Here is a 20,230-nt window from a genome sequence, read left to right as displayed (position 1 = left end):
AACGATGAAGATCCTAGCCTCCGCTGTTGCGGCCACGATGCTGCTGGCGGCCACCCCGACCCCGGAACCGACACCGGGGCAGGAGCCGCCAGATGAGACCACGACCCGGGAACACGCCCCGGTCACCGATGACTGTCCCAACGCGGAGACGCCGCCGGAGCCGAAGACCACCTCGGAGGCCGAGGTCGCTCCGCCGGATCCCCTCCCGACGAACAGCACCGTCCCGTGCGGGGTGATCGCCCCGGCCGGCTTCGAGGTACCGGCGGAACAGACCGCGGCAGCCTGGATGGTCTTCGACATCGACAGCGGGGAGATCATCGCGGCGAAGGACCCGCACGGTCGCTACCGGCCGGCGAGCGTCATCAAGGTGCTGCTCGCGCTGGTCGCGTTGCGGGACCTGGAGCTGAGCGAGGAGATCATGATCCCGGCGGACTGGTCCGGGGTGGAGGGCTCGGCCGTCGGGGTCGGTCCGGGTGGGACCTACACGGTGGAACAGCTGCTGTTGGGGCTCCTGCTGGCCAGCGGTAACGACGCCGCGAAGGTGCTGGCGGACCAGCTCGGCGGGGACGAGCACACGCTGGCGGAGGTCAACGCCCTGGCGGAGGAGATCGGCACGGAGGACACCCGGGTTGTCTCCTACTCCGGTCTGGACGGGGCCGGCATGTCCACCTCCGCGGCGGACCTGGCGCTGATGTACCGCTATGCCTGGGGCAATGAGGATTTCACCCGCATGGTCGACACCGAGTACATCGATTTCCCCGGCTACGGCGACCGGGAGGGCTATCAGGTGTGGAACGACAACGCCCTGTTCATGAATGATCCGGACGGCATCGGTGGCAAGACCGGCTACACCGATGACGCCAACCACACCTTCGTCGGGGCCATGGACCGGGACGGGCGGCGGCTGGCCGCGGTTCTGCTGGACACCACCATCGACAAGGGACGCCCGTGGGAGCAGGCCCAGCGATTCCTGAACGCGGCGTATGCGGTGCCCGTCGGATCCGGCGTGGGTTCCCTGGCCGTGGACAGTGACGAGCCGGAGGAGGCCGGGGCGGATCCCGCGCCCGACGTAGAGATCACCGAGCCACCTCGCGCGGAAGATGCGGCGTCCGGGGAGACCGGTTCCTGGATCTTCGGGGGAATCGCCGCCGCGGTGCTGGTGCTCTTCGGGCTGGCCTGTATTCCGCTGCTACGGCGGCGGAAATAGGTCGGCCGAGCCTAACTCTGTTTCTTCACCACCTCGGTACCCGACCAGCGGTCGTGGCTGCCGAGGTAGTTGTTCTCGGGCTTGATGGAGGAACCGATCGCGATCATGCCGACCAGGGAGACCAGTCCGCCGAGTCCCGGCACGATGGTGACCAACCGCCACCAGCTGCGCTTCGCGGACTGCTCCAGGCTGGGCTTGGCTCCGGTCTTCACGTCCCGGACCTCGTAGCCCAGCAGGTGCTTGGCCGGGGTGCCGCCGGTCTTCGTCTCGAAGCCGAGCATGTAGACGACCATGACCAGGAACGAACCGATGTAGGCCAGGGCTTCAGAGAAACCGACCACCCCGCCCACGATTCCTGCGGCGATACCCAGGATGATGCCGTCGATCAGCACCATGGCCAGACGCACGCCCGCGGAACCCCGGTCACTGTGCACCGCCGGGAACGGTACGGACTGCGGGTAGGAAGGCGCGTACGGCTGTCCCCGGTTGAAGTTGATCGGCCCGGCCGGAGCTGCAGCCTGGGGGTGCGCGGTGAAGGGATCCACCTGCGGCAGGGCACCGAAGTTGCCCAGGTACCGCACGTCCTCCCAGCTCAGGGGACGTCGCTGCAGGATGGCGGTGTCATACTCCCGGCGGGTGTGTTCCTGACCGAGTACCGCGTAGGCGGTCTGCAGCTGCTGCCGCTGTGGGTGGTCCGGCAGCACACCCTGCGTCTCCAGCTGCGCATCCCGGCCATTGAGCAGCAGGCGCAGCGAATCGGTGTCATCGCCGGGATCCAGCCCGAAGGCGGTGTAGAGATCCACGTTGTTGGGGTCCATGGCGGGGCCGTCCTTTCGTCGTCGGATACCAGCTTATTAGGCGTACCGACCCCGCCACATCGGGGAAAGCCCTGAGGAAACACCCAGATCAGATGGGGCTACTTCCGGTTGAACAGTGCCAGTACCCCGGCACCGACGGCTCCCAGGGCAGCTCCGGTACCGATCATCGCGCCGCGGCGCGGTTTACCGCCGATTTCATTGCGGACCCGGATGACAGCTGGTTCGGGGGCCTCCATCGGGGTCTGCCGCAGCGACTCGTCGGTGGTGGCCGCCCATGCGGAGACGTAGAGGACGATCCGCCAGATCAGGTACATCACGACCATGATGCCGATGATCGGGCCGAAGGTGGCACCGGCGGGGTTGGACAGGGCATTGGAAAAGAAGAGCGAACCCAGCTGCTTGACCACCTCGAAAGCGACCGCGCCGAGCAACGCGGCCATCATGCCGGACCTGATCGGGACCTTGGTACGCGGCAGGTACATGATCATCCACAGCATGACCAGGAAGTTGGCCAGTACACCGACCAGGATGGCCACGACGGTGGTGATGAGCTGGATGCCCGGCACATCGCCCAGCCCCACCATGTCCAACAGCTGCTGGGTCAGTCCGGAAGACCCCACGGCGGTGACGCCGAACGCAATGGCGAAGGCGATCAGCAGGCCGATCAGGCCGAGCAGGTCAGCGATCTTCTTGGCCACGAAACCCCCCTCGGTCGGATCCAGCTTCCACATCTTGGATACGCCGTAGCGGAGGTTGTTCATCCAGCCGAGTCCGGACCACAGGGTGGTCAGCGCACCCAGGCCGGCCACCGCGCCGCGCTGCTCGATGGCGGTCTCGATGATCTGGTTGATCATGTCCCCCATCTGGCCGCTGAGCTGCGCGCTGACCTGCGACTGGATGTCGAAGAGCAGCTGCTGATTGCGCGCCAGCACGAAACCGAGGGCGGCGAACGCCAGCATGAGCAAGGGGAAGATCGCCAGCACGGAGAAGTAGGTGATGCCGGCCGAGTACTGGTTGCCGCCCATGGAGGCGAACCGTTCCTGCATCCGCATGATGTGGTCGAACCAGCCCCAGCGGTCCCGCAGGCGGTCGACGAGACCCGGTTCGTCCTGGGTCGCGCGTTCAATCCCGTATTCGTCGGTGTAGCGACGGTCCGACTGCGTAGTGGTAGCCACGATTGCCATCCTTCGTTTCCGAACTGTTCAGGTAGCAACCAGATTAGAGAGAAGTCAGACCGCACGCAGCGGACACGGAGCCTGACTCCGTGGCGTTACTTCCGTGGTACCGGTGGTTACCGGCGCAGCGGGGCGAGGAAACCCACCCGGTCATAGACCTGCTCGATGACCTTCTGGGCGTACTCCCCGGCACGATCGGCACCGATGGCCAGGACGCGCTCGAGTTCCGCGCGGTCGGACATGTACTCGTCGTACTTCGCCTTCAGCGGGGTGGTGAAGGCCTCCAGGACGTCGGCTGTGTCCCCCTTCAGCGCGCCGTACCCCTGACCGGCGTAGCCGGTGACGATCTCATCGATCGGCTTGCCGGTCAGAGCGGACTGGATGACCAGCAGGTTGGACACGCCGGGCTTGGTCTCCGGGTCGTAGCGGATCTCCGATTCATTGTCGGTGACCGCGGACCGGATGCGCTTGGCGGAGACCTTCGGATCATCCAGCAGGTTGATGACGCCCTTCGGGTTCTCTCCTGACTTGCTCATCTTGGCGGTCGGGTTCTGCAGGTCGTAGATCTTGGCGGCGCCCTCCGGGATGAGGGCCTCCGGCACGACGAAGGTCTTCTTGTAACGGCTGTTGAAACGCTCCGCCAGGGTGCGGGTCAGTTCCAGGTGCTGACGCTGGTCCTCACCCACCGGGACAAATTGCGGGCGGTAGAGCAGGATGTCCGCGGCCATCAGCATCGGGTAGGTGAACAGGCCGGCGGAGGTCCGGTCGGCCCCCTGCTTGGCGGACTTGTCCTTGAATTGGGTCATGCGGTTGGCTTCCCCAAAACCGGTCAGACAGGTCAGCACCCAGGTCAGCTCGGCGTGCTGCGGGACATGGGACTGGACGAACAGGGTGGATTTTCCCGGGTCGATGCCGAGCGCCAGCAGCTGCGCGGCACCCGCGACGGTGCGCTGGCGCAGGTCCTTCGGATCCTGGTCGACGGTGATCGCGTGCAGATCCGGGATGAAGTAGAACGCCTCGTAGTCGTGCTGAAGATCAATCCACTGCTTGACCGCACCGAGGTAATTTCCCAGGTGGTAGGAATCTGCGGTGGGCTGGATACCGGAGAGGACGCGCTGCTTCTTTTCGCTGGTGGGCTGTTCAGTCATGTTGTTTACTGTAGTGCCCCACCCGTGGAACCGAATGATTGTGTCTGCGCCCACTCCCCCAGCCGTGCGAGCCGTCCGGCGGCACCTGACCCGGGCCGGGGGAGATAGACGCTGAGCACCAGCCCGGGCGCGCTGTTGAGGTTCATGGTCTCGTAGTTCAGATCCAGCTGCCCCACCACCGGGTGCCGGAAGCGTTTGAGTCCGCTGCGCAACAGGGTCACATCAGCCGACTTCCAGTGCCTCCGGAAAGTCTCGCTGCCGGCCAACAGCTCCCGGATCAGATCCCGTAGCTGCGGATCCACGTGTTTGACTGCGGCCTCCATCCGCAGCCGGGCCGCGAAGTCCTCGGCGAACTGGTCATGGTCCACCCAGAACTCCCGGGCACTGGCCCCCAGATAGCAGTGGCGGGCGGTGTTGGGACGGGTGGGCAGGTCGCGGTAGATCGGGTCATAGAGCGCCCGCCCCAGCCCGTTGGTGGCCAGGATGTCGAAGTAGCCGTTGCGCAGCCATGCCGGTGTTTCAGTGATCGCGTCGAGCATGCGCCGCACCGTGGCGCTGACCTGGGCCGGTGGGGAGTTACCCGAGGTGCGGCGGCGTCGACTGGCCCGGGCGAGGTTGCGGAGGTGGATCCGCTCAGCTTCGTCGAGCTGGAGCGCCCGGGCCAGAGCCGCGAGGATGTCCTCCGAGGCATTGCTGAGGTTGCCGCGCTCCAGCAGCACATAGTAGTCGACGGAGATCCCCGCCAACTGGGCGACTTCCTCGCGACGCAGCCCGGGGACACGACGGGCGGTCCCGTCCAGCGGGAGGCCCACCTGCCCGGGGGTGAGGCGGGCGCGCCGGGAGAAAAGGAACTCATTGATCTCAGTCCTGAGCCCATCTTTCATTGACCCCTCCACGGAAGTTGCTGTGGACCATCCGCCGTCCAGTGTAGGGCCGGCGGGTGAGCAGCTGTGGCCGGAGCTTTTACCTGGTCGGGGGGATTGGCCCTCGACAGCAACCTCTCCGCGTTATATGGTTACCCACATAGGTGGTTAACCCATAAACGAAAGGGGTTCGCCTTGAGTGACACCAGACCCATCTACCAGCAGCTCGCCCTCGGGATCCGGGACCAGATCGGTGCCGGCACCCTGGCCGAGGGGGAACGCGCCCCCTCCACCAATGAACTGTCCACCTTCCATTCCGTGAACCCCACGACCTCCGCCAAGGCCCTGACCTTCCTGGCAGATCAGGGACTGCTGGAAAAACGCCGGGGCCTGGGGATGTTCGTCGTCGCCGGGGCCCGCGAGCAGATCCACCGCGAGCGTCGGCAGGCACTCGCCGCCGCTTTCATCCGCCCGCTCCTCCGCGAGGCCGCGGCCCTGGGCCTAAGCGACCGGGAACTGGACGAACTGATCCAGGCCGAAAGGACGACACCATGACCATCACCCTCGACCACGTGCGCAGCCCCTACCTGGGGGCTCCGGTCACCCTCACCCTGGGCACCGGCATCCACGGGATCATCGGCCCCAACGGCTCCGGCAAGACCACGTTGCTGCGGCTGATCGCGGGACACCACCGCCCCACCGCCGGAACCGTGGCCACGGCGACGACCGTCCTGGCCCGCGCGGGCTCGGACGCCTGTTTCGCCGGCACGACCGTCCGCGACCACCTCGCCGTGGCCAGGATCGGGCACCCGGCCCTGGGTGAGGACCTGGCCGCCCAGGTACTGGCGATCGCCGGCATCTCCCCCACCGCGGTCATCCGGCGGCTGAGCGTGGGGCACCGCCAGCTCATCGCGGTCGCCGTCGCCCTGGCCGCCAACGCACCCGTCACCCTGCTGGATGAACCCTTCAACGGACTGGATGTGCGTACCCGCAGCGAACTTCGGCAGGTGCTGATCCAGGAGGCCGCCCGCCGGGAGGACTGGACGCTGCTGCTGACCTCCCACCGCTCCGAGGACCTGGCCGGGCTGGTCACCGACGTGACCGCTCTCCGCAACGGTGGTTCCACCGGTCCCACCGAACTGGATCAGGTCCGGGAGGATTTCCCCACCCTGGTGGGGCCGGCTGAGACCGTGCGCAGCCTCACGGGGGAGCACCCCGTTGTGGAGCGGGCGGTCCTCGGCCCCACCCTGCGACTGACGTTGGCTTCTGCGTTGTCCCCCTCGGAGGCCCGGCGTGCCGAAGCCGAAGGCGTGGAGATCACCCATCCCGATGACCGGACCCTGATCGATCTGTTGAGCACCGACGTGCTCAACCGGGATCCGAAAGGACTTTAAGTCATGTTCACCGCATTCCTCAGACCCGCCCGACGGGAACTGATCGTTGCCTTCCTCGTGCTCGCGCTGATGCTCGGGTTCGGAAGGTTCCTGGCCGGGGACGGTCAGGCCTGGAACATCCTGGCCTGCTCCGCCTCCGCCATCGCGTTCGCCGTCATCACGTCCCGCTTACCTGCCGTATTGTCCCTCGATGTCCCGTTGCGGACATGGCTGACCGGTTTGACCGTCAGCGCCCTGCTCTGGTCCGGTCTGCTCGCGGTGGTCGGCACCACTGCCGCTGTGATCATGCAGCTCCGGTCCCCCTACTACGCGTGGTACGACACATTCCTGGTCACCGATGGGCCGAAGGACTGGGTGGACACCAACGGCGCTCCTTACGTGGTGGACGAGGCCGGCATGAACCTCGCCACGGTTCTGCTGACCTTCCTGGTGTACTTCCTGGCGTTCGTGTTCAGCACCCTGATCGGGGCCATGGTCGGCATCATCCGGTTCCGTTTCGGCGTGGTGGCCGCTGTGCTGTCGGTGGCTCTGGTGTTGGCTGCCGTGATCGGCGCGCTCATCTGGATCAACATGTCGACCCTGGACCACTCCCTGGCGCCGTTTCCGGTGCCCACCAGCCACAACTACCAACGGGAATATCTGACCGTCCTCATCCCCGGCATCCTCATCGCCGGCCTGCTCACGTGGCTTTCAGCCCGCAGGACGGAGCCTTAACAGCTAAGCCTTGACCAGGTCGAGCCTAGGCACCAGCCCGGACACAGTTGAACCCCAGCGGAAGTTCCGCTGGGGTTCACACGGCCATCCGGCCGGAATAGTTCCTAGCGGCCGAGCTTGCGGGAGGTGGGGCTGACCTTGTTCAGCAGCAGGGCCCAGGCCGCGATGATCAGGCTGACGCCCAGAGCGATGATCAGGCCACCGACGATCGCCATGACGGAGGCACCGACCTCGGCCACCAGCCACACGCCGCCGACCAAGGCGATGATGCCGAGGATAAGGGTGATGATTCCGCTCATGAATTCTTCTCCTAGTACTGGTTCAGTCAAACTCTGCGGAGCACGGCCGCTATCACCTTCAAAATAGCAGCACGGGGCGCCCGGGGCCTACTTACTCTCCCCTTCTCCTTCATCCCCGTCAGGTTCAGTGGTGGGTTTTCCCGGCCACTTCTGGATACGGAAGTTGGCGGGCCGTGATTCTCCCGCCGGGGGCGGCTTCTTCATTTCGGTGTCCATACTCCAGGTGGAGTCGTCCCGCCCGGACCGCTTCGCGGCCCGCCGGTTGAGCAGACGGTAACGCACCGCGTCAATGCCGGTGCGACGGCGTGCGGAGCGCCAGCCGCGGCGCAGGAGGCGGTAGGACAGACGCACCCGCGGATCGATCGGCTGATCCGCACCGCGGTACTCGAAGACGGGCAGCCCCATCTTGTAGTAGATGGCGAAGACCCGGATGAGGAAGGCGACCAACAGGGTGACGATGATGGTCGCGGTGGTGTCCACCCCGAGCTCGTTCAGGCCGACGTAGACGCAGGCCGCGATGACGGCGACCATGGCGTAGATCTCGGTGGAGAAGACCAACGGCACCCGGTCCGAGAAGATGTCGCGCAGCATGCCGCCGCACACGCCGGTGACCACGGCCGCCACGATCGCGATGACCAGGCCGTGCCCCTGATCCAGGGCCACCTGCGTGCCCAGCACCGCGAAGACGGACAGTCCCACGGCGTCGAGCAGCAGAAAGAGCACCCGGAAGTAGTGCATGAGGAAAGACAGCGAGACCGTCACCAGGGCCGCGCCGACGACGATCAGCAGATACATCGGGGTCTCGACCCAGATCAGCGGATAGTTGTCCAGCAGAAGGTCACGGACCGTGCCACCGCCCAGGGAGGTCATGCAGGCGATAGCCATGACGCCGAACAGATCCATCCGCTGGCGGCCGGCCGACAGCGCGGCCGTCACCGCTTCCGCCGTGATCCCGACGATGTAGAGCACCGAGAGCAGCATGGTGGGCCGGCCCCTAGCGGTAGGTCACGTTCAGTGGAGAGTGGTCGGACCAGCGGGTCTCCACGCTCGCTGCCCGGTCCACCCAGGTCTTCTCCGCCCGGTCGAGCATGCTCTTCGTGGCTGCCTGGTAATCGATGCGCCAGCCGGCGTTGTTGTTGAAGGCCTGGCCGCGGTACGTCCACCAGGTGTAGGGGCCCTCCTCCCCGGGATGGAAGCGACGGGCCACGTCGAACCACTGCGGGGCAGAGCTGGCCTGGCGCTCGCGTGCGGAGGTGTACTCGACGGCGCCGAAGTACTCTCCCGCACCGACCTCGACCTGGGAGAGCTCATCGGGGTAGGAGCCGAACACCGCGTCCATGAAGCGGCGTTCATCGGGCAGGAAGCCGGACTTCTTCTGGTTGCCCTTCCAGTTCTTCAGGTCCTCACGGCGGTGGCAGATATTCCAGTCGCCGCCGATGACCATGTTCTCGTGGGCGGCGGCCTTTTCCTTGAGCACCTCCTCGAACTCATCGAGGAAGAGGTACTTCTCGTCCTGCTTGGCGGTGTCCGCGGATCCGGAGGGCAGGTAGAGGGAGGCGACGGCGACGTCGCCGTAGGTGCCCTGGATCCAGCGGCCCGAGTCAAGGAAGGAACCGAAACCGACCTCCACGTCCGTCAGCGGCTCACGCGAGAGGATACCGACGCCGGCCCGCCCTTTCGCGGCCGCGGGGGCGCCGACATAGTGCCAGCCGGCCTCGAGCGCGGGGGCCAGTGCCTTCTCGGTCTCGGCGAGGGTGGCACGCACCTCCTGCATGAGCACGACGTCGGAACCCGATTCCTGCAGCCACGGCAGCATGCCCGGGTTGTCCTCGTTGCGCTGCTTCACGGCGGCGCGGATGCCGTTGACGTTGACGGAGGTAATCGTGATACTCATGCCGCTCAGCCTATCCTCGCCCGGCGGTGTCCCGGGCACCTGCCCCGGTCCGCAATTGCCGTCGCCGGAGCAGGAAGGTGGGTACCCAGATGATGATCGCCGCCAGCGCCAGGGCGGTGCCTGCCAGGGCCGGCGCGGAGTAGTTGAACCCCGCGGCGATGACCGCCCCGCCGATGGCGGCGCCCGAGGCGTTGGCCAGGTTCAACGCGGAGTGGTTGAGCGCGGCCGCCAGCGTCTGCGCCCGGCCGGCAACGTCCATCAACCGGATCTGCAGGCTGGGCACGAGGCTGGAGCCGAAGAAGCCGATGAGCCCGAAGTTGATGGTGCCCAGCAGCGGATGGGCGGAGAAGAAGTAGAAGCCGCTGAGCACCACGGCGATCATGATGAGGGCCAGGAGGATGCCGAACTCGAGGTTGCGGTCGGCCAGACGACCGCCGAACCAGTTGCCGCCCACGGACCCCAGGCCGTAGACCATCAGCACGAGCCACATCCAGTTCGGGTCCAGCCCGGCGCGCTCGGTCATCGTCCAGGAGATGTAGGTGTAGACGGCGAACATGCCGCCGAAGCCGACGGTGCCCATCGCCAGTGTCAGCCACACCTGCGATCTGGCCAGGGCGCCGAGCTCCGTGCGGGGGTTGGTGGGTTTCATCTCGCTCATGTGCGGCATGAGGAACCACAGTCCGAAAATGGTGACCAGCCCGAGGGCCGCCACCAGGCCGTAGGCCCAGGACCAGCCGAAGCCCTGGCCGAGCGCCTGGGCGGCAGGTACGCCGATGACGGTGGCGACGGACAGTCCCATGCCCACGAAGGCGATGGCCCGGCCGCGCTGCCCGGGCGGGGCCATGGACGCCGCCGACAGCCCGGCCACCGAGAAGTACGCGCCGTGCGGCAATCCGGCGATGAAGCGGGCCACGAGCAGCACCTCATAGCTGTCGGCGAACACCGACAACCCGTTGCCGATGGTGAAGGCGGCCATGAGGATCAGCAGGAGGCGTCGTCGCGGCACCAGCCCCGTCACGGCGGTGATGAGCGGGGCGCCGACCACCACGCCCAGGGCGTAGGCGGTGATGATGTGCCCGGCGGTGTCCTCGGTGATCTGGAAGTCTTCCGCGATCAGGCTGAGCAGACCCATGGACACGAATTCGGTGGTGCCGATGGCGAAGCCGCCGAGGGCCAGCGCCACCATCACGATGATGCGGCGCGGATTGGTGATCTCGGTCTGGCGTGGCAGGGGACGTCGTTGCGGGATACCCGACTTAGGGAAGCGGTTTTGCACAAGGGCACACCCTACTAGCGCGGGCAAATTCCGCTGACCGGGGAGCGGCGAAGTAACCGTTGAGCTCGCCGACCGAGAGATTTCACGGCAAATACCCAGGAAAAATTAGGGGAGCGACACTAGGAGAAGGCCCCCTCGGGTGCTAGCATAAGCAAGCCTTACCTAAAGCAGGTGTTCAGGAGGGGGTGGGTCATGTCACTTATTGCCTCGAACGCCACCTCAGCCTACATAAGATTCCGATTGGAGCAGCCATGTCCACTCGCCGCCTGGCGGCCGGCCTCGTCGCCGCAACCCTGACCATCTCGCTCGCCGCGTGCAGCTCAGATACCGAGGGCACCACGGATGGTACCGCCGACGCCCCGGACTCCGCCGCCGCGTCCGACGGGAACTTCCCGGTCACGATCGAGCACGCCTTCGGGGAGACCGTGATCGAGGAGGCCCCGGAACGGGTGGCCACCGTGGCATGGAACAACCACGAGGTGCCGCTCGCCCTCGGCGTCACACCGGTGGGCATGGAGAAGGTCACCTGGGGTGACGACGACAACAACGGCATGCTGCCCTGGGTCGAGGAGAAGCTCAGTGAGCTGGGCTCCGAGACACCGGAGCTCTTCGACGCCACCGACGCCCTGCCCTTCGAGACGATCGCGAACACCCAGCCCGACGTCATCCTGGCCTCCTATTCGGGGCTGACCCAGGAGGATTACGATCAGCTCAGCCAGATCGCGCCCGTGGTCGCCTACCCGGAGCAGGCCTGGGGCACCTCCCTGGAGGAGATGATCGAGATGAACTCCACCGCCATCGGCAAGCCCGAGGAAGGGCAGGAACTGATCGACTCCATCCACGCGGACATCCAGACCGCCATGGACGACCACCCTGAGCTGCAGGGCACCAAGCCCGCGTTCGCGTTCATCGACAACAGCGACACCTCCAAGATCGGGATCTACACCCCCGCCGATCCTCGCGTGAGCTTCCTGGTCAACGCCGGCTTCGAGCAGCCCCAGGTGGTCACCGACAATGACTCCCCGGACAGCTTCTACACCGAGGTCTCCGCGGAGAACCCCGAGGCCTTCGAGGACGTCGACTTCCTGATCACCTACGGTTCCGACGATGCGGCGGAGAATGAGGCCTCCCTCAAGGCCTGGCAGGAAGATCCCCTGCTCTCCCGCATCCCGGCGATCTCCGAGGGCAAGGTCGCCTTCCTGGGCAACGGCCCCGTCGCCGCCACCGCCAACGCCTCCCCGCTGTCCGTGGGCTGGGGCGTGGACCAGTACTTCTCCATCCTCGAGGAAGCCGCGAAGTAATTCATGACTGTTGCCGCCCCGGCTGCGACAGCACCGCCGAACGCCGAGCACCTGCGGCATTGGGCGGTTCGCCGTTTCAGCTACCTTCTGCTCCTGATCGCCCTCCTGGTGGTCGCGTGCGTGTGCTCGATGATGTTCGGTGTGCGTTCCATCGAACTCTCCGACGCCGTGGCCGCCCTGCTCGGCCATGCCGACACCACGGAACAGGCGGCCGCCACCGCCCGCATCCCGCGCACCGTCCTCGGCTTCGCGGTGGGCGCCGCGCTGGCGGTCTCCGGCACCGCCATGCAGGCGGTCACCCGTAACCCCCTGGCCGATCCCGGAATCTTCGGGGTGCTGTCCGGCGCCAGTCTGGCGGTGGTCATCGGCATCGCCTTCTTCGGGATGACCAACCCGGTGGCCACCATGGTCGTGGCGGTCATCGGAGCAGCGGCCGCCGCGGTGTTCGTGTACACCGTCGGCTCCCTCGGCCGGGGTGGGGCTACCCCGCTGAAACTCGCTCTCGCAGGCGCGGCCACCAGTGCCGCGCTCTCCGCTCTGGTCAGCGCGGTCCTGCTGCCCCGCATCGACGTCATGGACAGCTTCCGGCACTGGCAGATCGGCGGGGTCAGCGGGGCCAACTGGGACCGGTTGTCCCTCGCCGCCCCCCTGCTCATCATCGGCGGCCTGATCTGCTGGCTGAGCGCCCGCGGCATGAACGCCCTGGCCCTGGGCGATGAGATGGCCACCGGCCTGGGCGAGAGCGTCCTGCGCACCCGACTGGTGGCCTCCCTCGGGGCGGTGCTCCTGTGCGGCGTCGCCACCGCCCTGGCCGGCCCGATCGGCTTCGTCGGCCTCATCGTCCCCCACCTGTGCCGGCTGCTCGTGGGGACCGACCACCGCTGGCTGATCCCCTTCTCCGCACTGGCGGGAGCCGCACTGATCATCTACGCGGACACGCTCGGACGGGTGCTCACCCGACCCAGCGAGATCGCCGTGGGCATCATCATGCCGCTGCTGGGCGCGCCGTTCTTCATCTGGATCGTCCGCCGGCAGAAGGTGCGTGAACTGTGACCACCACGTTGCGTCCCGAGACCGCGCAGCTGCGCGCGTCCCGCCGCCGGCGCCTGGGCCGGCGGGCCTGGATCACTGGTGTTCTCCTGCTGCTCCTGGCCGCCGTCTTCTGCTTCAGCCTGATGTGGGGCGAGGTCTTCTACACCCCCGCCGAAGTGGTCCGGGTCATCCTCGGCCAGCAGGTCCCCGGCGCCAGCTACACCGTGGGCAACCTCCGGCTGCCCCGGGCCACGATGGGGCTGGCGGCCGGCCTCGCCTTCGGCGCCGCCGGCGTGACCTTCCAGACCCTGCTGCGCAATCAGCTGGCCTCTCCCGACATCATCGGCATCTCCGCGGGCGCCTCCGCCGCCGGGGTGATCGGCATCGTGATCTTCGGCCTCGGCCAGACCCAGGTGTCGGTCGTGGCGCTGATCGCCGCCCTGTCCGTGGCCCTGCTGATCTACGGCCTTTCCTACAAGGGCGGTTTCGCCGGCACCCGTCTGATCCTGATCGGCATCGGTATGGCCGCCATCCTGCAGTCGGTGGTCACCTACGCCCTGTCGCAGGCCGACACCTGGGACCTGCCGACCGCCACCCGCTGGCTGACCGGCTCCCTCAACGGTGCGACCTGGGAGCGCACCCTGCCGCTGCTCCTGACCGTCGTGGTGCTCCTGCCTGTCATGCTGCTGTTCGGCCACCACCTCAATGCGCTCCGACTCGGTGATGACTCCGCGGCCGGGCTGGGGGTGCCCGTGCAACTGACCCGGATCTGCGTGATCATCGCCGCCGTCACCCTGATCGCGGTGGCCACCGCCGCGTGCGGGCCGATCGCCTTCGTCGCGTTCGTCTCCGGCCCCATCGCCGCCCGCCTCCTCGGCCCCAGTGCCTCCCTGGTGTTCCCGGCCGCGGTCATCGGCGCGCTGATCGTGCTCACCGCCGACCTGGTGGGCCAGTTCTTCCTGGGTACCCGCTATCCCGTCGGCGTGATCACCGGCGCACTCGGCGCCCCCTTCCTCATTTACCTCCTCGTCCGTTCCAACCGTGCAGGGAGCTCACTGTGACGATCAACCATCAACTCACCGCCCGGGGCGTCTCCCTCGGCTACGGCGAACGCAGCATCATCACCGGTCTGGACCTGGAGGTCCCGCCGGGCAGAATCACCTCGATCGTCGGCCCCAACGGCTGCGGCAAATCCACCCTGCTGCGCTCCCTGTCCCGCCTGCTCCGCCCCACCGCGGGCGACGTCCTGCTGGACGACACCCCGCTGGGCAGCCGCTCCGGCAAGGAACTGGCCCGCACCCTCGGTCTGCTCCCGCAGACCCCGGTCGCCCCGGAGGGCATCGTCGTCGCCGACCTGGTCGGCCGCGGCCGTCACCCGCACCAGGGGCTGATGGGCCGCTGGTCCACCCACGACTATGAGGTCGTGGCCCGGTCGCTGACCGCCACAGCCACCATGGAGCTGTCCGAACGCGCCGTCGACGAACTCTCCGGCGGCCAGCGCCAACGTGTGTGGATCGCCATGGCCCTGGCCCAGGAAACCGACATCCTGCTGCTCGACGAGCCGACCACCTACCTCGACATCGCCAACCAGCTGGAGGTGCTCGACCTGCTGACCGACCTCAACCGGGAACAGGGCACCACCATCGTGATGGTGCTGCACGACCTCAACCTCGCCGCCCGCTACTCCGATTACCTGGTGGCCATGCACCACGGCCGGATCCACTCCCAGGGTGGCCCCGACCATGTGGTCACCCCCGAAACCATGGCGGAGGTCTTCGGGGTGCGCGCCGAAGTCCACGCCGACCCGGTGTCCGGCACCCCACTGGTCATGCCCATGGGGCGCCACCACGTCCACCACTAGATAAGGAGTCCTGTCTTGGCACCCACCTACGGTCCCGTCCACGCCATCGTCGAATCCGTCGAGGACCTGTCCCCCAATTTCCGACGCATCGTCTTCTCCGGCCCCGACCTGAACCATCTGGCCACCGAAGGCCCCTTCTACGACCAGCGCATCAAGCTGATCTTCCCCGCCGGCGACGGCCGCCTCCCCGACCTCGGCGACGACCCCGAGTGGTACCAGACCTGGCTGGCCCTGCCGGATGACGAACGCGGCCTGATGCGCACCTACTCCATCCGGGAACTCACCCGCGAAAACGACGTCACGCGCCTGAGCGTGGACTTTGTCCTCCACCTCTCCCCCGGCGGCTCCGGACCCGCCGCCGAATGGGCCGCCGGCGCCGAGGAGGGGGCGGAACTGCTCATCATCGCCCCACGCCGGGGCGCCGAGTCCGGCGGCATCGAGTTCAATCCCGGCCAGGCAGCCGAGATCGTGCTGCTCGGCGACGAGACCGCCGCGCCGGCGATCGCCCGGATCCTGGAGGACCTCCGGGAGCAGGACAACCCCGTGCGCGGGACCGCCTATCTCGAGGTCCCCACGACCGCGGACCGGCTCGACATCGCCGGCCCGGATACCATGGCGGTGCGCTGGCTGCCCCGGGAGGGCGCCGACCACGGTGAGGAACTCGCCGCGGCACTCGGTTGGCACTGCACGGAGGAGGCCCCGGCCGACGACGCCGACGCGGAGGACCTGGTCTGGGAGACCCCGGCTTATTCGGCGACCGGTGAAGAGATCGGCCCGGCGGCCCCGGTGACCGGAACGTACTACTGGATCGCGGGGGAAAGCGGCGTCGTCAAACGGCTGCGTCGTTTCCTGGTCCGCGAGGTCGGCGTGGACCGCAATCAGGTGGCATTCATGGGCTACTGGCGCCAGGGGGTGGCCATGCGCGGCTGAGTGTCGGGCCGGTATCCTGGTAAACGCTATCAAGAACTCGTAATTTAGGGAGTTACATTGGCTAAGATCATCTACACCCGCACGGACGAGGCTCCGCTGCTCGCGACGTACTCACTCAAGCCCGTCGTGGAGGCCTTCGCCGGAACCGCCGGCATTGAGGTGGAGACCCGCGATATTTCGCTGGCCGGCCGTATCCTCGCCCAGTTCCCCGACCGACTCACCGATGAGCAGCGCGTCGACGACGCCCTCGCCGAGCTCGGCGAGCTGGCCAAGACCCCGGAAGCCAACATCATCAAGCTTCCGAATATCTCCGCTTCCGTTCCGCAGCTGCAGGCCGCGATCAAGGAACTGCAGGAGCAGGGTTATGACCTCCCCGACTACCCGGCCAACCCGGCCAGCGATGAGGAGAAGGACGTCCGCGCGCGTTATGACGCCGTGAAGGGTTCCGCCGTGAACCCGGTGCTGCGCGAGGGCAACTCCGACCGTCGTGCGCCGATCGCCGTGAAGAACTTCGTGAAGAAGTTCCCGCACCGTATGGGTGAGTGGAGCTCCTCCTCCAAGACCAAGGTGGCCACCATGTCCGCCGAGGACTTCCGCCACAATGAGCAGTCCGTGATCATCCCGGATGAGGACACCCTGACCATCAAGCTGGTCCAGGCCGACGGCTCCGAGGAAGTCCTCAAGGACGATCTGAAGGTACTGGCCGGCGAGGTCATCGACGGCACCAAGATGTCCGCCGAGGCACTGGATCACTTCCTCGCCGAGCAGATCACCCGGGCGAAGGAAGAGGGCATCCTCTTCTCCGTGCACCTGAAGGCCACCATGATGAAGGTCTCCGACCCGATCATCTTCGGCCATGTGGTCCGCGCGTTCTTCGCCGACGTCTTCGCCAAGTACGGCGAGCAGCTCGAGGCCGCCGGCCTCAACGGCGAGAACGGCCTGGCCGCCATCTACAACGGCCTGGAGGACCTGGACAACGGCGCCGAGATCAAGGCCGCCTTCGACGAGGCCCTGGAAAACGGTCCGGACCTGGCCATGGTGAACTCCGACAAGGGAATCACCAACCTGCACGTGCCGTCCGACGTCATCGTCGACGCCTCCATGCCGGCCATGATCCGCACCTCCGGCCAGATGTGGAACAAGAACGACAAGACCCAGGACACCCTGGCTGTCATCCCGGACTCCTCCTACGCCGGTGTCTTCGAGACCGTCATCGAGGACTGCAAGGCCAACGGCGCCTTCGACCCGACCACCATGGGTACCGTCCCGAACGTCGGGCTGATGGCCCAGAAGGCGGAGGAGTACGGCTCCCACGACAAGACCTTCAAGATCCCGGCCGACGGCAAGGTCCAGGTCATCAACTCCAAGGGCGAGATCCTCATCGAGCACGAGGTCGAGCAGGGCGACATCTGGCGCGCCTGCCAGACCAAGGACGCCCCGATCCAGGACTGGGTCAAGCTGGCCGTCACCCGCTCCCGCCTGTCCGGCATGCCGGCCATCTTCTGGCTGGATTCCGAGCGTGCCCACGACCGCAACCTGATCGAGCTCGTGAAGAAGTACCTCGGCGACCACGACACCTCGGGCCTGGACATCCAGATCCTGTCCCCGGTCGAGGCCGCCAAGGTGTCCGTCGAGCGCATCCGCCGCGGCGAGGACACCATCTCCGTGACCGGTAACGTCCTGCGTGACTACAACACCGACCTCTTCCCGATCCTCGAGCTGGGTACCTCCGCCAAGATGCTCTCCGTCGTCCCGCTGATGGCTGGCGGCGGCCTCTTCGAGACCGGCGCCGGTGGCTCCGCCCCGAAGCACGTCCAGCAGGTCCAGGAGGAGAACCACCTCCGCTGGGACTCCCTGGGTGAGTTCCTGGCCCTGGCCGAGTCCCTGCGGCACTTCGCCAACACCGGCGACGCCCCGAAGGCCTCCGTCCTGGCCGATGCCCTGGACAACGCCACCGAGAAGCTGCTGAACGAGGGCAAGTCCCCGTCCCGCAAGGTCGGCGAGATCGACAACCGCGGCAGCCACTTCTACCTCACCAAGTTCTGGGCCGAGGAACTGGCCAACCAGTCCGAGGACGCCGAGCTGGCTGAGACCTTCAAGCCGGTCGCCGAGGCTCTGGCCGGTGCCGCCGAGCAGATCGACAAGGATCTGATCGACAACCAGGGTCAGCCTGTCGACCTGGGCGGTTACTACCAGCCGGCCGACGACAAGACCACCAAGGTCATGCGGCCGTCCGAGAAGTTCAACGAGGTCATCGCTGGCCTGACCAGGTAGCAGGTTTTCGCCACCGCCTCCCGGCGCCCCGTCCCCGGTATCATCCGGGCACGGGGCGCCGTTTGTTTTTGTCTCCTGCAACCGCTCTGTCTAGTAACTCTCCTGCTGTTTCACCCCTGTTTTTGAGGAATACTAGACCGAGCTGTTTGCCCCGCGGCGCAGTGTCCCGCTATCGTCGGAGGAAACAACTGCTCCCTCAACCGCGAAGGACCACAACCATCATGGCGAAGTACGACAACAGCGCTGCCGAGCAGTGGGGCTTTGAGACCCGCTCCATCCACGCCGGCCAGCCCGTCGATGCCCAGACCAGCGCCCGCAACCTGCCGATCTACCAGACGACGGCCTATGTCTTCGACTCCGCTGAACACGCCAAGCAGCGCTTCGCCCTGGAGGACATGGGGCCGATCTACTCGCGCCTGACGAACCCGACCGTCGAGGCCCTGGAAAACCGGATCTCCTCCCTGGAGGGTGGCGTCCACACCGTCGCCTTCGCTTCCGGGCAGGCCGCCACCACCGCCGCCATCCTCAACCTGGCGGGCGCCGGCGACCACATCGTCACCTCCCCGCGCCTCTACGGCGGCACCGAGACTCTCTTCCAGGTCACTCTGGCACGCCTGGGCATCGAGGTCAGCTTCGTGGAGAACCCGGATGACCCGGAGTCCTGGCAGGCGGCCGTGCAGCCGAACACGAAGGCCTTCTTCGGCGAGACCTTCGCCAACCCGCAGGCCGACGTCCTGGATATCCCAGCCGTCGCCGAGGTCGCGCACCGCAACAGCGTCCCGCTGATCGTGGACAACACCATCGCCACCGCGGCGCTGGTGCGTCCGCTCGAGCTGGGTGCCGACATCGTGGTCAGTTCGCTGACGAAGTTCTACACGGGCAACGGCTCCGGTCTGGGCGGCGTCCTGGTGGACGGCGGCAAGTTCGACTGGACCGTCGAGCGCGACGGCAAGCCCGTCTTCCCGGTCTTCGTCACCCCGGATCCCGCCTATCACGGCCTGAAGTACGCTGACCTGGGCGCACCGGCCTTCGGTCTGAAGGCGCGCGCCGGTTACCTGCGCGACACGGGCGCCACCCTCTCCGCCTTCAATGCCTGGGCTTCCGTACAGGGTCTGGACACCCTCTCACTGCGTCTGGAGCGCCACAACGAGAACGCGGTGCAGGTCGCCGAGTTCCTCAACCAGCACCCGAAGGTGAAGTCCGTGGCCTTCGCCGGCCTGCCGGATTCCCCCTGGTACGCAGTGAAGGAGAAGCTGGGCCTGAAATACACCGGCTCCGTCCTCACCTTCGAAATCGACGGTGGCAAGGACGAGGCCTGGGCGTTCATCGACGCCCTGAAGCTGCACTCCAACCTGGCCAACATCGGTGACGTGCGCTCCCTGGTGGTCCACCCGGCCACCACCACCCACTCCCAGTCGGACGATCAGGGCCTGGCCCGCGCGGGCGTCACCCAGTCCACCGTCCGCCTGTCCGTGGGCATCGAGAATGTCGACGACATCATCGCCGACCTCAAGACGGGCTTCGACACCGTGTAACTCGGACGTCCACCAGTCGCCGCTGCATCTTCCCCGGTCCTCCTAGAAGGTGCAGCGGCCGTCGTTCTCCCAGGAGCCGGTGGTCAGCATGACGGGACAGATCACGAAATAGTGGACCGACATTGCGGCGATGAGCAAGGCGACCCCCACAGGACTCTGGACTGAGAGCTCGTAACTGGTCTGCGCCGGATTCTCCATGGACTGCTCCCAGGAGGGTTGCGCGGTGGCGGTCGGTGCGGCCACGGGGGCCACGCTGAGAGACACTGCCGCAGCAACCGCCACCGCAGCGCGTGATAGTTTCCTGCTCCGTAGTTTCATGACTCGAACATAACTGCCCGGAGTTCAGTGTCGGGCGGAAGTCACCCAACCGTGACTCTTCCGGGATGGAGTCGTTTCCCTTCCGCTCGGGTCGCCTCGATGATCCAGTCGCCTGGGGCGACCGGAAAACCTGGGGCGGCGGCCACAAGACGCCACCTGCCCGGCGACACCCCTCCTGAATGAAATTATGA

20 protein-coding genes are annotated in these 20,230 nt (G+C 66.7%); 11 read left to right on the top strand and 9 right to left on the bottom strand.

The window, feature by feature from the left end; all coding sequences use genetic code 11:
- Positions 1 to 4: 4 nt before the first annotated feature.
- Positions 5 to 1,207, top strand: a complete 1,203-nt coding sequence (locus ACQCVD_RS09835; protein WP_426823581.1) for a serine hydrolase — start codon at positions 5 to 7, stop codon at positions 1,205 to 1,207.
- Between the two features lie 11 nt (positions 1,208 to 1,218).
- On the opposite strand, the gene ACQCVD_RS09830 is transcribed toward ACQCVD_RS09835, so the two are convergent.
- The 4 genes from ACQCVD_RS09830 to ACQCVD_RS09815 form a co-directional block, all read right to left on the bottom strand.
- Complete coding sequence (locus tag ACQCVD_RS09830; protein ID WP_426823580.1) at positions 1,219 to 2,025, bottom strand: RDD family protein; 807 nt, start codon at positions 2,023 to 2,025, stop codon at positions 1,219 to 1,221.
- A gap of 98 nt (positions 2,026 to 2,123) precedes the next feature.
- On the bottom strand, positions 2,124 to 3,200 hold the full coding sequence (locus ACQCVD_RS09825) for a YhjD/YihY/BrkB family envelope integrity protein (protein WP_426823579.1): 1,077 nt from the start codon (positions 3,198 to 3,200) through the stop codon (positions 2,124 to 2,126).
- 116 nt (positions 3,201 to 3,316) lie between these two features.
- Positions 3,317 to 4,348, bottom strand: coding sequence for a tryptophan--tRNA ligase (trpS, locus tag ACQCVD_RS09820; RefSeq protein WP_426823578.1), 1,032 nt, complete (start codon positions 4,346 to 4,348; stop codon positions 3,317 to 3,319).
- Positions 4,349 to 4,353: 5 nt separating this feature from the next.
- The gene (locus ACQCVD_RS09815; protein WP_426823577.1) at positions 4,354 to 5,232 is read right to left on the bottom strand and encodes a helix-turn-helix domain-containing protein; all 879 of its coding nucleotides are present in this window, start codon (positions 5,230 to 5,232) and stop codon (positions 4,354 to 4,356) included.
- A 174-nt stretch (positions 5,233 to 5,406) separates the two neighbouring features.
- Between ACQCVD_RS09815 and ACQCVD_RS09810 the strand changes: the two genes are divergently transcribed.
- Genes ACQCVD_RS09810 through ACQCVD_RS09800 form a run of 3 tightly spaced genes read left to right on the top strand, consistent with a single transcriptional unit; the run spans position 5,407 to position 7,319 of the window.
- On the top strand, positions 5,407 to 5,766 hold the full coding sequence (locus tag ACQCVD_RS09810; RefSeq protein ID WP_426823576.1) for a GntR family transcriptional regulator: 360 nt from the start codon (positions 5,407 to 5,409) through the stop codon (positions 5,764 to 5,766).
- Positions 5,763 to 6,605 carry an ATP-binding cassette domain-containing protein gene (locus ACQCVD_RS09805; protein WP_426823575.1) on the top strand — a complete coding sequence of 281 codons (843 nt, stop codon included), beginning with the start codon at positions 5,763 to 5,765 and terminating at the stop codon, positions 6,603 to 6,605. Before ACQCVD_RS09810 ends, ACQCVD_RS09805 begins: the two co-directional genes overlap by 4 nt.
- Positions 6,606 to 6,608: 3 nt before the next feature.
- Positions 6,609 to 7,319: a hypothetical protein gene (locus ACQCVD_RS09800; RefSeq protein WP_426823574.1), complete on the top strand. Its 711-nt coding sequence runs from the start codon at positions 6,609 to 6,611 to the stop codon at positions 7,317 to 7,319.
- 104 nt (positions 7,320 to 7,423) lie between these two features.
- On the opposite strand, the gene ACQCVD_RS09795 is transcribed toward ACQCVD_RS09800, so the two are convergent.
- From ACQCVD_RS09795 to ACQCVD_RS09780, 4 genes are all read right to left on the bottom strand, one after another.
- Positions 7,424 to 7,618: a hypothetical protein gene (locus ACQCVD_RS09795; protein ID WP_426823573.1), complete on the bottom strand. Its 195-nt coding sequence runs from the start codon at positions 7,616 to 7,618 to the stop codon at positions 7,424 to 7,426.
- 87 nt (positions 7,619 to 7,705) lie between these two features.
- Complete coding sequence (locus tag ACQCVD_RS09790; RefSeq protein ID WP_426823572.1) at positions 7,706 to 8,599, bottom strand: trimeric intracellular cation channel family protein; 894 nt, start codon at positions 8,597 to 8,599, stop codon at positions 7,706 to 7,708.
- Between the two features lie 13 nt (positions 8,600 to 8,612).
- The gene (locus ACQCVD_RS09785; RefSeq protein ID WP_426823571.1) at positions 8,613 to 9,512 is read right to left on the bottom strand and encodes an exodeoxyribonuclease III; all 900 of its coding nucleotides are present in this window, start codon (positions 9,510 to 9,512) and stop codon (positions 8,613 to 8,615) included.
- 10 nt (positions 9,513 to 9,522) lie between these two features.
- Positions 9,523 to 10,788 (bottom strand): MFS transporter, encoded by a 1,266-nt coding sequence (locus ACQCVD_RS09780; protein WP_426823570.1) that lies wholly within the window; start codon positions 10,786 to 10,788, stop codon positions 9,523 to 9,525.
- 251 nt (positions 10,789 to 11,039) lie between these two features.
- On the opposite strand from ACQCVD_RS09780, the gene ACQCVD_RS09775 reads away from it, so the two are divergent.
- From ACQCVD_RS09775 to ACQCVD_RS09745, 7 genes are all read left to right on the top strand, one after another.
- Entirely contained in the window at positions 11,040 to 12,089 is a 1,050-nt protein-coding gene (locus ACQCVD_RS09775) for an iron-siderophore ABC transporter substrate-binding protein (protein WP_426823569.1), read from the top strand.
- A 3-nt stretch (positions 12,090 to 12,092) separates the two neighbouring features.
- Positions 12,093 to 13,142 (top strand): FecCD family ABC transporter permease, encoded by a 1,050-nt coding sequence (locus ACQCVD_RS09770; protein ID WP_426823568.1) that lies wholly within the window; start codon positions 12,093 to 12,095, stop codon positions 13,140 to 13,142.
- On the top strand, positions 13,139 to 14,182 hold the full coding sequence (locus tag ACQCVD_RS09765) for a FecCD family ABC transporter permease (protein ID WP_426823567.1): 1,044 nt from the start codon (positions 13,139 to 13,141) through the stop codon (positions 14,180 to 14,182). The genes ACQCVD_RS09770 and ACQCVD_RS09765 overlap by 4 nt, the downstream gene beginning before the upstream one ends.
- Entirely contained in the window at positions 14,179 to 14,982 is an 804-nt protein-coding gene (locus tag ACQCVD_RS09760; protein WP_426823566.1) for an ABC transporter ATP-binding protein, read from the top strand. The genes ACQCVD_RS09765 and ACQCVD_RS09760 overlap by 4 nt, the downstream gene beginning before the upstream one ends.
- A 15-nt stretch (positions 14,983 to 14,997) precedes the next feature.
- On the top strand, positions 14,998 to 15,912 hold the full coding sequence (locus ACQCVD_RS09755; protein WP_426823565.1) for a siderophore-interacting protein: 915 nt from the start codon (positions 14,998 to 15,000) through the stop codon (positions 15,910 to 15,912).
- Positions 15,913 to 15,969: 57 nt separating this feature from the next.
- Positions 15,970 to 18,186, top strand: coding sequence for an NADP-dependent isocitrate dehydrogenase (locus ACQCVD_RS09750; RefSeq protein WP_426823564.1), 2,217 nt, complete (start codon positions 15,970 to 15,972; stop codon positions 18,184 to 18,186).
- Between the two features lie 221 nt (positions 18,187 to 18,407).
- Positions 18,408 to 19,721 (top strand): O-acetylhomoserine/O-acetylserine sulfhydrylase, encoded by a 1,314-nt coding sequence (locus tag ACQCVD_RS09745; protein WP_426823563.1) that lies wholly within the window; start codon positions 18,408 to 18,410, stop codon positions 19,719 to 19,721.
- Positions 19,722 to 19,763: 42 nt separating this feature from the next.
- Here the strand turns inward: ACQCVD_RS09745 and ACQCVD_RS09740 are convergent, their stop codons facing one another.
- Positions 19,764 to 19,964, bottom strand: a complete 201-nt coding sequence (locus tag ACQCVD_RS09740; RefSeq protein WP_426823562.1) for a hypothetical protein — start codon at positions 19,962 to 19,964, stop codon at positions 19,764 to 19,766.
- Positions 19,965 to 20,230 lie beyond the last annotated feature (266 nt).

The sequence above is a fragment of the Corynebacterium halotolerans genome (genome assembly GCF_050107895.1).
GTDB lineage: Bacteria > Actinomycetota > Actinomycetes > Mycobacteriales > Mycobacteriaceae > Corynebacterium > Corynebacterium halotolerans_B.
The sequence above is the reverse complement of the archived record's forward strand: the minus strand, read 5'-3'. Positions and strand labels throughout refer to the sequence as shown.